Here is a 13,588-nt window from a genome sequence, read left to right on the forward strand (position 1 = left end):
GTTGAAACTCTTCGGACACGATAGCGGCGAGTTGGAGGAAGAAAGGCTTCACTACACTGGTGAATGTGTCGTGCTATTCTTGAACGGCAACCCGCCTCGCTAGTTTCAGATCGAACTTGATTTGGATGTTGATCAGGAGATAGAAGGTAAGGGAGAGGCAGACTCAAGAAGCAATTCATAAAAACGTTTTGTAGCAGGCCCCGTTTTTACCCCTTTAGGTAAAGTCAGATGCAATGGAACCTGATAGCCACTGCCATTTTCCACATTCAGCACAGTCAGTTTCTCACTGCCTCGGCTATCAACAATATGCTTAGGCAGCCTGCAATAACCCACACCCTGCTCTACCGCACCAAAGGCATGGTCGAAATTATCAACCGTAATGCGCTGACTCGACTTCAACCAGCCCACATCTTTTTTCTCGCCCAGCTTTTCAACCGAGCCTAAATCTCTCACCACAATTTGTGGTAGCGACGAGAGCTGATTGAGCGATATAGACGTCGCCCTAGTTAACGGATGCGAACTCGCCACAACAGGCTCCATCTTGGTAAAACCAAAGGCTTCCGCAGGATAATTGGTTATGGGTAGATTAATGATGGCAACATCGGCCAGTTCTTGAGTGACCATTTCAGTGGTCTTCGATAGCGATGTTTCTACCACTTGTATCGATGTACTGTTGTTCTCTGCCAGAAAATGAGCCATCGGCTTATAAAGGCGCTCAAGACAGCACAAATGATCAACTGCGACCACTATTTCAGACTCAACCCCCTTTGCTAACTGCTCACTGATCAGCTCAAGTTCTCGCGCTTGTTCCAGCATGCTGCTAGCCCTGCGCAATAACGCTTTACCGTCTTCAGATAACACCGCTCTGCGACCTTCAACCTGAACCAACGACACACCCAGTTGATCTTCCAGTTTTCTCAACGAATAGATCAGCGTGGTATGGCTCTTATTCAGTTGCAATGCCGCAGCCTGAATGCTTCCAGCACGATCTATCTCATGGAGTGTTTGCCATTGGTCGAGGGTGGTCTTTAATCTCATTGGTCTAAAATCCTGACAATTAATGGCAATATTATGAACTTTTCTGTCTATTTTTTAAAGGTAATATCTATCTAAACAGGCAATCAAGCCTCCTATGTTTTGCGATATGACCATGAGCCTCAGCGCAATACCAAGTATCTGTTTGGAGAAATAACCATGAAATTATTACAAGTCGATTTTGAATTTAACGGCCCATTTGGCGAAGATATGTCGAACGCACTCGTTGACCTAGCAAAGTCTATCAACAATGAACCAGGTATGATCTGGAAAATCTGGACAGAAAACCAAGCCGAAAAACTGGGTGGTGGCGTCTACCTTTTTGAAGACCAACTCAGTGCAGAGACTTACCTAGCAATGCATAGCGCACGCTTAAAAGAGATGGGCGTGGATGAAGTTCGCGGCGTGATTTTTGACGTGAACCAGCCATTAACTACCATTAATAAAGGCCCAATCAACGACTAATTCAACCGTTCATTCCTGAGTGAAAATAGAAATAGCGAAAGGCACGAGAGAGACCAAATGTTATGCACAATAAAACGTTTTTAAGCCTACACGGCATCATATACGCAGGGTTTGCCTTAGCGCTGTTTTTCTTACCCACTGTCTTATGGCCAATGTACGGCGTAGAGATCAATGATAAATACGCGTATTTTCTCTCTCAGCACACCAGTATCTTTCTTGGCGGCATCGCAGCGATAACTTGGTTATTACGAGATATTGAAGCGGGAATCAGCGCCAAAAAGCTCATCCTAGGTCTGGTTGTCACCAATATGCTTGGGGCGATCATCACACTGTATGCGGCTTTCACAGGTATCTTTGTTGGCTTTGGTTGGAGTGATCCTGCGTTTTTCCTTTCACTATCGGTACTGAGCGTGTTGCAGGTTCGTAAGCAAGTTTAAACGGTTATTCAGTTCGGATAGCACAAACAAAAAGCACTCGGTATATGCCGAGTGTTTTCGCATTCAACCATTTTATCAAGACCAAAGTTAAGTTCACTAAATAAGAGGTAACCTTGATGTCTGGCTTTGGCCTTTTAGCTCTCTTACTTAGGTGGTGCGTAAAGCCTGAACTTTATAGACATTACATGTATAAGAAAACTTAGGTCAAACCTCATACCGTAACTCGTGATGTAAATCGAACGAAACTCATTTCGGGGCACAAATAAGTCAAACTGAGGCTGACTTGAAGATAAAAAAGGCGAACCGGATGGTTCGCCTTTCGTTTTCTTGTCGCTACTATTTAAACTGGTTTAGCTCTCCACCCTAACCTTAAAAAATAGGGCGTAAAACAACGGAATAACCACCAGAGTTAAAACCGTTGCAAACAACAAGCCGAACATAATGGTCACAGCCATACTCTTAAAAAACGGGTCAATAAGCAGTGGTGCCACACCCAAGATTGTCGTCAGTGCACCGAGCAGCACCGGCCTAGCCCTGCTTGTAGCCGCATCGATGATCGCTAAATAAGGCGTTTTACCTTGCCCAATCTCCATGTCAGCCTGATCAACAAGGACAATTGCGTTTTTGACCATCATACCGATTAAGCTTAAGAAGCCGAGGATTGCCATAAACTCAAACGGAGTCTGGAAGACAATCAAACCTATAGCGACCCCAATAACCGCAAGTGGCGCAGTGAGCCAAATGACCAAGGGCTGACGGATGGCATTAAACATAAAGATCACCGATAGGATCATTGCGGCAAAGCCATAAGGCGCTGAAATCACAAGACCTTCGTTGGCATCTTTTGACGCTTTATACTCCCCATACCAAATAAGCTCATAACCCGGCGGTAAATCAATGGCCTCAATGTGAGTTCGCACACCATTGAACGCATCCGCCGTCAACACGCCTGGAGCTGGATCACCTTGTACCAAAATGGTTGGCATACGGTTGATACGACGTAAAATTGCATCTTGCCACTGAACATTCACCGAATCGACCAATTGGCTCACTGGAATAAAACCACCAGACGTTGAACTATAAACCTCGGTGTTTTCAACCGCACGTTGATGATTACGCTCATTTTCTGGCGAACGAACAACAATCGGGATTAAGTCATCTCCTTCACGGTATACACCCACATTTTGACCTGACAGCGTTTGTGCAATGGCTTGGTTGATCTCTTGTGTCGTTAATCCAAAGCGCTGAGCCTTTTCTGAAGAATATACCGGCCGCAACACAGGTACTTGCTCACGCCAGTCATCTTGTATCGCGATAATATTGCTATCGGCATGCATTATCGCTTTTGCTTGTTCGGCTAATTGGCGCAAAACATGGCTGTCTGGGCCTTTGAACCCGGCTTCAATTTTCTTGCCTCCGCCGCGGCCCAACATAAATTTCCAAACTTTTATCGACGCATCCGGGTACTTAGCGGCCAACTCACGTTGCAACTCAACTAACAAGGGTGCGATCTTGGTGTAATCATCGATATCAATCAACAACTGGCCATAACTGCTATTACGTGCTTCCGGCGCATACGTAAGCATAAAGCGAAGGCCACCACCACCAATAAAGCTGCTGATGTTTGTCACCCCTTCTTTAGCACTCACATCTTGCTCAATATTGGCGACCAATTGCTCTGTTCGCCGAATATCGGAACCTTGAGGCAAATAAACATCAACCACAAACTGCGGCCGTTGCGACTCAGGCATAAATCCAGGTGGAACATACCGTAAGCTGTAAACCGCCGACGCTAGTAACACTAAAAGCATCAACACGGTAGAGATGCGATGTTGTAATACCCACATTAATACCGTTTTGTACACGGCCATCATCCGACTGGTACTAGCCTTCCCTTTCACCGCATTAACTCTTAAAAAGTCATAACACAACATTGGTGTCACGGTAACGGCAAAGACCCAGCTCAAGAGCATGGAATAAAGAATGACCCAAAACAGCGAGCCGGCATATTCCCCCATATCTGACGGTGACAGTCCAATCGCACTGAAGGCAAAAATACCCACGACAGTACCCCCCAGCAATGGCCATTTGGTCGCATCGACAACCTCTGACACTATCAGCTCTTTGTCTTGATCCGGTTCTTGTTGCAGGCGAACCAAAATACCATCCGTAACCACAATCGCATTATCCACCAGCATACCCAGGGCGATAATCAAAGCACCCAATGAAATACGCTGCATCGCAATGTCTTCGATAAGCATGATACACAGTGTGCCCGCGACGGTAAGCAACAGCACAAAGCCGATGATTAAGCCTGACCGCAGCCCCATAAACAGCAGTAAGACGACAAAAACAATTGCAACGGCGGCAATTAAGTTATCAATGAAGTTTGCGACCGAATCACGAACCGAATCAGACTGCATTGAGATAACGTGCAATTCCATCCCTATCGGGCGCTGACTCTCAAGTTCGGCCAATCGTTCTTTTACCGCATCCCCCATATCAACGACATTGCCACCGGTAACATTCGAGATACCAAGCCCCACGGCACGCTGACCGTTGTAACGCATGAGCATACTTGCCGGCTCTTGATACCCACGCGTGACTTTGGCGATGTCGCCAAGGCGCATGACGGTATTGTCCTGCCCGACACCAACCTGCAAATTTCGCAAATCATCAAAGGTACGGATGTTGGACACGGGAATAACGGGAATACGCATCTCTGACGTGTCAATAGCACCGGCGACTGTGACAAGGTTTTGCTTCTGCAGTACTTGGAATACCTGCTGAGCCGATACACCAAATGACGCTAGACGCTCACTGGAGATCTCAACAAAAATCGTTTCCTGACGTTCAGCCAACGTTGCTGTTTTCGCGACACCCGGCACGAGCACCAACTCACGGCGCAGACCATCGACATAATCTTGAAGTTGTTTGTCGCTAAAACCGTCACCTGTTACGGCAAAAAACAGCGCATACACATCGGCAAAGTCGTCATTCACTATCGAAGGCCCGGCTCCCGGCGGCAATTGGCGCTGAGCATCAGCTACCTTGCGCCGTAGCTTGTCCCATACCTGCTGTAACTCCGCACCGCTTTTTGCGAACTCAAGCTTAATTTCGACCGTCACTTCAGACATGCCCTGCTTCGAGACCGACTTTACCTCCTTCAGTTCCTGTAAGGACTGGACAGCCCCTTCAATAACATCAGTAACTTCATCTGAGACTTCTTGCGCAGTAGCACCTGAATAAGCGGTATTAATCACAGCCTGACGAATAATAAATTCAGGATCTTCAAATCGCCCCAACTTCAAATAGCTAATATAGCCACCTATCAGTATCAGGCCGATGAGAACCCATACACTGGTGCGCTTAGCAAGCGTATAACGAGCAATATTCATCACTTGTCCTCGTTATGTCCATTGCTCATGGGGCGGATTTCCATGCCGTCCTCTAAGCTTGCAGTACCCGCAACAACCACTTGTTCACCGGTAGTCAAATTTGCGGTGATCACGATGCGGTCACGACTTAGCGCACCAACCTCGACATAGCGCTTGCTAACAGTGTTATCAGCTGACACGACCCAAACAAATTGTTTACCTTGGTTATCAGGCACAATAGCAACAATGGGCAAGGTGAACGTTGAGTTTTGGTAGTGCCCACCAGATTCAACGGGGATCACTTTCACTGTCATTCCCGGTAAGACTCGATACCCTTGTAGATCACTGAAACCTAATACCACCGGATAAGTTTGACTGATCGGATCGGCCTGAGTGGCGAACGTTTTCAATGAAAGATCAAATAAATGGTTTGGGATGGCGCTAATTTCCGCTTTCGCTTCAGTACCACTCACATTCGATAGCATGACACTATCTGGGATGTGAATTACCACCTCCAAATTATCGATGTTGTGCAAGGTAAACACCGGGTTATTGGCTTGTACCTGCACGAAATTATCAACAAAACGACGACCGATAATGCCATCGAATGGCGCTGTGATACGTGTGTAGTCCAACTGACGCTGTGCTTCGTCCCGACGGTTTTTCGCCAAACCATAGCGAGTTGTGATCTCATCTAATTGGCTTTTCGAAATCGCTTTGCTCTTGTCATATATCGCTTTAGCACGCAGGTATTCTGCTTCTGTGTTTTTCAGTTCGATTTTCGACGAAGCAAGTGCTGTTGCTGCATCTCGTTCATCAAGACGAGCCAACAACTGTCCTTTTCGTACACGGTCGCCTTCGCTGACAAGCAACTCTGTCAATCGGCCACCAATTCGGAAAGAAAGATCAGCACGCTCAGCGGCACGGACAACGCCATTAAAACTAAGGCTATCGCTCCGTGTAGATGAGACAACTTCTATCAGTGCCGGCCTGACTATAGGCTCGGCAACCGAAGAAACAACTTCCTGCCCGCAACCAACCAACGATACGCTCGCTACCGACAAGCCGACAGCTACTGCTAACAACTTCATCGCGCGTCCCGAAACGACTTTGTGCGTGTTTTTCACAGCATTCTCCAAATAGGAAAGTCAAGAATACGCCCCGAAAACGGAGCGTTTAAAATCTGTACAACGAATTCGGCGGATTCTAGTGCAGGATAAACACAAAGTAAACCCGTGAGTTTACCTTATGGCAATACGTTGCTAAACTCAGTGAAAACCATCACGGAATGAATAGATGACACGTTCAGAACAAAAAAGGTTAGCCATCATTAAGGCAGCAAAGCAGGAGTTTATTGAGAATGGTTTTTTGGCGGCCAACATGAATAATATCTGCCGATCCGCCGAGGTTTCTAAGCGAACCCTTTACCGTCACTTTGAAAGTAAAGAGTTATTATTTGAGGCGGTACTCACTGACATTAAAGAAAAGTCGGCAGAGCAAGAGCAATACTTGTTCGATGCGAACCAACCGCTTGATGAACAACTCCGCACGATCACTCATTTAGAAGTGAAGATAATTTACGAAACCTATGGTATTGAACTGTCTCGCACTATCCTTATGGAGTTTTTCCGACAACCTGAACTCGCGAAATCAATCACGCAACGTTTGTACCATACACAAGCTGTAAGCCATTGGTTTGAGCAGGCTATGAAAGCTGAAAAGCTATTTGCAACAGACGTGCAGACAATAACCAGTGTTTACGTCAGCCTGTTGCAGGGTCAGCTTTTTTGGCCGCAGGTATTAGATATATTGCCACTACCTGCTGGCGATGAATTAGAGTTGAAAATCAATACCATTGTGACCACGGTACTGCGCGCTTTTTCCAAGCCATAACGTGGTTGGACTCAACGAAAAATCAAGAGTAACCGTGGCGTCATGAACCGATCGGTGGCCTCGGCAACATTGATGTTGGCGATCTGAAAGCGAATGTACCAACACGTAAACTCACAATTACGTCAAATAAACCTATTGGCAATATAACGTAGCACGCCCCCTGCGTTGAAATAATCCAGTTCTCGCTGGTTATCAATTCTGAGTATGGCCGATATTTGTAACGTTGAACCATCAATATCCCTCAGCACGATATTGATATCTTGCCGTGGGTGAAGTTCGTGTTTTAAAGCGATTGAAACGCTTTCTCGACCACTAAGCAACTGGACACTGCCCCTATCTTGAGAGGCAATTTGCAGCGGTAAAACGCCCATCCCCACAAGATTACTGCGATGAATTCTTTCGAAAGACTCTGCTATTACCGCTTTTACATTCTGCAACAGACACCCTTTGGCGGCCCAATCTCGACTCGATCCTGTACCGTATTCTTTACCCGCAAAAACCACTAACGGTATGTCATCAGCGATGGCCTGTTGACTCGCGTCATATACCGTGATCACCGATGGCAGCTCTGCTATAGGCAAACCGTCACCATGATGTGAGTCGATCGAGCCATAATAGCGAGTTACTCCTCCAATCTCCGGTATCACCATTTTGTTCTGTATTCGCCGATTGGCAAACGTGCCGCGCACCATCACTTCATGATTCCCTCTACGCGCACCATAGCTATTAAAATCAGCTTGAGACACATGATGAGAGCGTAGATAAAGCCCTGCCGGACTTTGCGCTGCAATCTGGCCAGCAGGAGAAATATGGTCGGTGGTAATGGAGTCACCAAGAATAGCCAATATCCGAGCAGATTGAACCGGTTTGTGATTGCTTTCCCGCTCAAAGAAAGGCGGACGCTGAATGTACGTTGACGCAGGATCCCACGGATAGCAGATGCTATTCTTCATCGTTAAGCTTTGCCAATGGTTATCCCCTTTCTCTATATCTTTGTAACTTAGCCTGAACTGATGTTGTGTGACTTGGCGTAAAGCATGATCGATCATTGCATCCGTTGGCCATAAGTCGCGTAAGTAAATGTCTTCTCCCTCATCATTGGTTGCAATGGGGTCTTTTTGCAAATCAATCCGCGTATGGCCGACCAGCGCAAAGGCAATAACAAGTGGCGGAGATGCCAGCCAGTTGAGACTCACGGCGGGGTGTATGCGTCCCTCAAAATTACGGTTGCCCGAGAGCACTGCGCAAACGCTCAATTGTTGTTGCTCGATGTCAGCCTCAAGCTCACCGTTAAGTGGTCCAGAATTACCGATGCAAGTTGTGCAACCAAACCCGATACGTTGGAAACCCAAACCATCAAGGTAGACTTGCAACCCGGTATCATCCAAGTATCGTGCAACTGCCTGAGAGCCTGGCGCCAAAGATGTCTTCACATAAGATGGTACCGACAACCCTTTCTCTACGGCAGCTTTTGCGAGCAGGCCTGCGGTTAACATAACAGTAGGATTGGAGGTGTTGGTGCAGGAGGTGATTGCCGCAATCACAACATCCCCATTTGTTAAGGTATGAGGTGATTCACCACGACATTTGTCGTCAGTGACTTTCTGCCCCATTAATTCAATGTGCGCTTGTGTTACGTGTTTTATCGCGCTCAGCGCGAGGCGATCCTGGGGGCGTTTGGGGCCTGCCATTGAAGCTTCAATCACTGACAAATCAATGTGCACGGTTTCCGCGTAATTCGGACTTAGCGTATCTGTGTCATACCATAACCCCTGCGCCATCGCGTAGGCTCGCACCCTTTCGATTAATGAGAGCGGGCGGTTGGTAAGCTGCAAATACGCAATGACTTTTTCATCCACCGGAAAGATCCCGCAGTTAGCGCCATACTCCGGTGCCATATTCGATAAGGTCGCCCGATCTGCGACAGTCAGGTTTAAGACGCCTGAGCCATAAAATTCAACATATTTGCCAACAACGCCGTACGCTCTCAACCGCTCAGTAATGGTTAACACCAGATCAGTGGCGGTGATCCCTTCTTTTAATTTCCCCTCAAGTTGAACACCGACAATATGGGGAAGATTTAAACTGACCGGCTGACCAAGCATCGCCGCCTCAGCTTCTATCCCGCCGACACCCCACCCCAGCACACCCAGCCCGTTAATCATAGTGGTGTGACTATCTGTACCAACCAGTGAATCGGGGATTAGTACCCCCTGCTCATCCCGTACGACCTGAGCTAAATATTCCAGATTGACCTGATGACAAATCCCTCGCCCAGGGGGAATAACCGTTAGATTATCAAAGGCACTTTGCGCCCATTTCAAGAACTGATATCGCTCCTGATTTCGTCGCATTTCCTGTTGCCGATTAATGTTTAATGCCGAATGCTGGCCGGCTTTATCCGCAATGACTGAATGGTCGATGACCAAATCGACATCACACATTGGATTAATTTTCTGCGGATCACCGCCAGCTTGAAAGATCGCATCCCGCATTGCCGCCAGATCAACCAATGCCGGTACACCGGTATAATCTTGCATCAGCACACGACTGGGATAAAAAGACAGTTCAATGTCATCATCTGCGTTATTGTTTTTTGCACAAAGCGCCGAGACAATGGCCGAAGTAGTGGCATGATCGTCATAGTGCCGCATCACATTTTCAAGAAACAACCGGGTAACCAGCGGCAAATGAGACAAGTCTATTTGATAATCATTGGCCAGCATTTTCAATGACCAATAAGCATATTCTTTGCCATTCAAAGTGAGTGACTGCAGATAGCGTTGACGCCATGCATGTTCGTTATCGGGGATCATCGTCGTTTCCTCTGTAACCGCACAATCAAAGCGGCGGTTTCGTTACTCAGGCTATGCAAGACTATGCCTCACCTTGATTGTTCTGAGCATCCCGCTTCAAAAGCCAACTTAACAATGCTATCCCCATCAATGCAGAAAATACCGACGCCGATAAAATACCGAGTTTAGCGGCGTTGACTAACGCGGGACTCAAAGCCAAATGGGCAATAAAGAGCGACATCGTAAAGCCAATTCCGGCAAGCATCCCGCCCGCAAGTATATATGGCCAACGGAGATCTGGCGGACGTATCGCCACGCCAGTACAGATTGCTAATCCACTGAATAAAATAATACCTACCGGCTTTCCTATAACGAGCCCCACAACAACCGCGACGTACAAAGAACCAGACATTTCGGAAAAAGAAAACGGAACCCCAGCATTAGCAAAAGCAAATAATGGCATCACCACAAACCCTATCCATGGATGAAGTAACATTTCCAACCGCTCCACCGGGGAAAGTCCTTCGCGGGCAGCAGCCTCAGCAGTTTTTAACACTTTGCGGTCAATACTAAAAACACCACGCTGACTTGGCGATGGCACCACACATTCCATTATCGTCAGTAAACGCGCTTCGCTAACCCAACGTTCCGTTGGCGTCATCAGCCCTAATATCACCCCAGTCACAGTGGGATGCACACCGGAGGCATCAACCGTAAGCCAAATAAGGGCGCCAATTAGCAAGTACACGACAATACTTCGTATTCCAAGCATCCCCATGATTTTGACAACCACAAACCCTATCACCGATAGCCCAATATAAGGGAAATGAATGTCTTCCCCGTAACCGACGGCCACAACAACAATGGCGCCGATGTCATCGATAATCGCAAGTGAAAGCATAAATATCCGCAAGCTTTTCGGTATTCGAGGGCCAAGCAGGATAAGGCAAGCAATGACAAATGCGGTATCTGTTGCCATCACGATTCCCCAGCCATTCTGTCCAGGCTGCCCCGACTGAAGAGCCAGATAGAGTAATGCAGGAATCAACATCCCTCCCACAGCCCCTGCTATAGACAACATCGCTAAACGCGGTTTTTTCAATTCTCCCAATACAATTTCACGCTTAAGCTCCAGTGCGACCAAAAAGAAAAACAATGTCATCAATGCATCGTTAATCCACTCTCGAAGCGATCGCGTAAACTCAACCTCTCCCGCCGATATCCCTATCGGTGTGTCCCATAGCGATAAGAATTCCTCCGCCCAAAGGGAGTTAGACAGCACTAAAGCGGTAATCGTGAAAAATAACAGTACTGCGCCTGCTGCGGCTTCAATACGTAGAAATCGCGTTATCGGCTGTGTTAACCAATCAACATATTCTTTGGGCAACTGGGTGGGATGCCCCCGTTCATGGGGTCGAAAGGCCGTTTTTTTCATTGTTATTCCGGCGTCAGTTTAATTGCTTCCGCTGGGTGTACCCCCTTGAGATATTTAAATAAGTCACTATCAGTCGACAATATTAACGTAGTATTCTCTGTCATGATCGACCGGTAGGCTTGCATGGTGCGTGTAAACTCATACAAGCTCACCGCTTGTGGATTTTGATTATATGCCCGAGCATAAATCTCTGCCGCTTTTGCGTCAGCCAAACCTCTTATTTCTTCTACCTGACGATATGCTTCTGATTGAATTTTATTTAAATCCCGTACTCGATTACCTCGAATTCTGGCAGCCTCACCATTACCTTCAGATAGAAATCTCTCGGCGATCTGACGACGTTCACTGATCATACGGTCATAAATTTTTGGCCTCACACTTGCGTTGTAGTTAATACGCTTAAAGCGGATATCCAACAACTCAATACCAAAGACGCGAACTTTGTCTGCTGCGGCGGAAAATATTTCATTTTCTACCACCTGCCGCCCTTTTTGGATCGGCACTAAATTACCCAGCGTTAAATCACGTTCAGGTTCAATCAACAGTACATCACGTAAAGGTTGTCGATGTTGAGTGGTACGAATAATTTCAATCAATTCATGTTTCGCCACCGCATTACGGGTTTCACTGCCTAAAATGTCATCCAATCGAGACTGCGCACTCCGCTCATCACGCAAACGAAGAAAGTACTGTAACGGATCCGTTATCCGCCAACGCGCAAACAAATCGACCGATATATACAGTTTATCTTTTGTCGGCATATCGGAGGGATCCCCATCCCACTCCAGTACCCGTTTATCGATGGCATTAACATCTTGTATAAATGGGATTTTCACATTGAGCCCCGCTTCCGTTATCGGCTCTCCCACCGGTTTACCAAACTGAGTAATAATGACCTGTTCAACCTCACTCACCGTATAGAGTGACCCCTTCACAGCAAGCGCAATGAAAACGATAATGACAAGTACAATCACAGACCTGAATTTTTTCATGGTGACTCGCCTAGTTTTTCTTGAACGGCTTTGAGATCTAGAAAAGGTAAAATGCTGCGGGTTTGTTCATCAATGATGATTTTGGACTGAATGGAGGGCAAAATTGCCTGCATGGTTTCAATATATATCCGTCGACGTGTCACGTCCGGTGCTTTGCTGTACTGGATTAACAAAGCAGTAAACCGGGCAGCATCACCTTCTGCTTCATTGATTCTTTTCAGTCGATACCCATCCGCTTCACGGATCCGCTGATCCTTCTCCCCTTCAGCCAGCGGGATGACTTTGTTGTAATCCCTCCGCGCCTCATTAATGAGTTTTTCTTTTTCTTGCTGAGCCTGATTAACTTCGTTAAACGATTCCTGAACGGGTTTGGGCGGATTAATATTTTTGAGTTGAACCTGATCAATATTAATTCCCATTACATATTTCGTGGCAAGTAACTGCATCTTAACGAGTGCTTCTGATTCAATCTCTTGCCGACCAATGGTAATAACTTCGTCAACGGTGCGATCACCGACGACCTCTCTCATGACAGACTCGGAGACATCACGAAGGGTAGCGCTAGGGTCACGAACCTCGAACAAAAACTTAATGGGCTCGGCAATGCGATATTGCACTACCCACTCTACCAACGCGGCATTTAAATCACCGGTGACCATCTGTGTTTCAAGTTCACCATCACTATCATCTGTGTTTTGGTAAGGGTCATTTGCCCCTGGCGTAATAAAGCCAAACTCTTGTTTTAATTGACGCTTAACAGGAACAATCGTCGCAATATCAACACCAAGCGGTAGTTTGAAATGTAAACCTGGCGGTATTACTGAATGAAATTTACCAAATCGTTGCACGACGGCTACGGAATCACTAGGCACAGTGTAGACAGCCTGCCAGAAACTCACCGCTGCTATCACAAAAAAAACGAGCCCAGCTACGCTTCTCAGATCGCTACGGGGAAGCAACTGCTTTATTGTTCTAGCACGTTTTTTAATAAGATTACCAATATGGGCAGGCGATTGTACTTCTTGTCCTGACGGGGTGCCAGGAGAGGGGAAGTCATTGGGCTCTGGCATGACATTTGCCTTCAATAATTTGGCAAGAAAATATCTTCCATGTAGAGTTTGGTTTGCTTTGAGTGATTTATCAAGTTAGTGGGGGAAAT

The 13,588-nt window shown here is 46.7% G+C and carries 10 protein-coding genes and 1 pseudogene; 4 read left to right on the top strand and 7 right to left on the bottom strand.

Going from position 1 to position 13,588, the window contains the following annotated elements; translation table 11 throughout:
* Positions 1-10 precede the first annotated feature (10 nt).
* Positions 11-103 (top strand): annotated as a pseudogene (locus C9I99_RS04465) (TetR/AcrR family transcriptional regulator); the annotation flags it as partial.
* A 29-nt stretch (positions 104-132) separates the two neighbouring features.
* On the opposite strand, the gene C9I99_RS04470 reads toward C9I99_RS04465, so the two are convergent.
* The gene (locus C9I99_RS04470) at positions 133-1,038 is read right to left on the bottom strand and encodes a LysR family transcriptional regulator (protein WP_107347613.1); all 906 of its coding nucleotides are present in this window, start codon (positions 1,036-1,038) and stop codon (positions 133-135) included.
* 156 nt (positions 1,039-1,194) lie between these two features.
* Between C9I99_RS04470 and C9I99_RS04475 the strand changes: the two genes are divergently transcribed.
* Positions 1,195-1,500: a monooxygenase gene (locus C9I99_RS04475; RefSeq protein ID WP_107347614.1), complete on the top strand. Its 306-nt coding sequence runs from the start codon at positions 1,195-1,197 to the stop codon at positions 1,498-1,500.
* A 62-nt stretch (positions 1,501-1,562) separates the two neighbouring features.
* Positions 1,563-1,937: a hypothetical protein gene (locus C9I99_RS04480; RefSeq protein WP_107347615.1), complete on the top strand. Its 375-nt coding sequence runs from the start codon at positions 1,563-1,565 to the stop codon at positions 1,935-1,937.
* Positions 1,938-2,287: 350 nt separating this feature from the next.
* On the opposite strand, the gene C9I99_RS04485 is transcribed toward C9I99_RS04480, so the two are convergent.
* Together C9I99_RS04485 and C9I99_RS04490 are read right to left on the bottom strand one after the other, a co-directional pair.
* A complete protein-coding gene (locus C9I99_RS04485; protein ID WP_107347616.1) occupies positions 2,288-5,335 on the bottom strand; it encodes an efflux RND transporter permease subunit in 3,048 nt (1,015 codons plus the stop codon).
* Positions 5,335-6,405, bottom strand: coding sequence for an efflux RND transporter periplasmic adaptor subunit (locus tag C9I99_RS04490; protein WP_107347865.1), 1,071 nt, complete (start codon positions 6,403-6,405; stop codon positions 5,335-5,337). Before C9I99_RS04490 ends, C9I99_RS04485 begins: the two co-directional genes overlap by 1 nt.
* A 205-nt stretch (positions 6,406-6,610) precedes the next feature.
* Between C9I99_RS04490 and C9I99_RS04495 the strand changes: the two genes are divergently transcribed.
* Positions 6,611-7,207, top strand: a complete 597-nt coding sequence (locus C9I99_RS04495; protein WP_107347617.1) for a TetR/AcrR family transcriptional regulator — start codon at positions 6,611-6,613, stop codon at positions 7,205-7,207.
* A 122-nt stretch (positions 7,208-7,329) separates the two neighbouring features.
* Here C9I99_RS04495 and acnA read toward each other — a convergent pair whose 3' ends face one another.
* The 4 genes from acnA to hflK form a co-directional block, all read right to left on the bottom strand.
* On the bottom strand, positions 7,330-10,023 hold the full coding sequence (gene acnA, locus C9I99_RS04500) for an aconitate hydratase AcnA (protein ID WP_107347618.1): 2,694 nt from the start codon (positions 10,021-10,023) through the stop codon (positions 7,330-7,332).
* A gap of 61 nt (positions 10,024-10,084) precedes the next feature.
* Positions 10,085-11,437, bottom strand: a complete 1,353-nt coding sequence (gene nhaA, locus C9I99_RS04505; protein WP_107347619.1) for a Na+/H+ antiporter NhaA — start codon at positions 11,435-11,437, stop codon at positions 10,085-10,087.
* Positions 11,438-11,439: 2 nt separating this feature from the next.
* A complete protein-coding gene (hflC, locus tag C9I99_RS04510) occupies positions 11,440-12,429 on the bottom strand; it encodes a protease modulator HflC (RefSeq protein ID WP_107347620.1) in 990 nt (329 codons plus the stop codon).
* Positions 12,426-13,499: an FtsH protease activity modulator HflK gene (gene hflK / locus C9I99_RS04515; RefSeq protein ID WP_107347621.1), complete on the bottom strand. Its 1,074-nt coding sequence runs from the start codon at positions 13,497-13,499 to the stop codon at positions 12,426-12,428. Before hflK ends, hflC begins: the two co-directional genes overlap by 4 nt.
* Positions 13,500-13,588 lie beyond the last annotated feature (89 nt).

This window comes from Photobacterium lutimaris (genome assembly GCF_003025555.1).
In the GTDB taxonomy this organism is placed as follows: Bacteria; Pseudomonadota; Gammaproteobacteria; order Enterobacterales; family Vibrionaceae; genus Photobacterium; species Photobacterium lutimaris.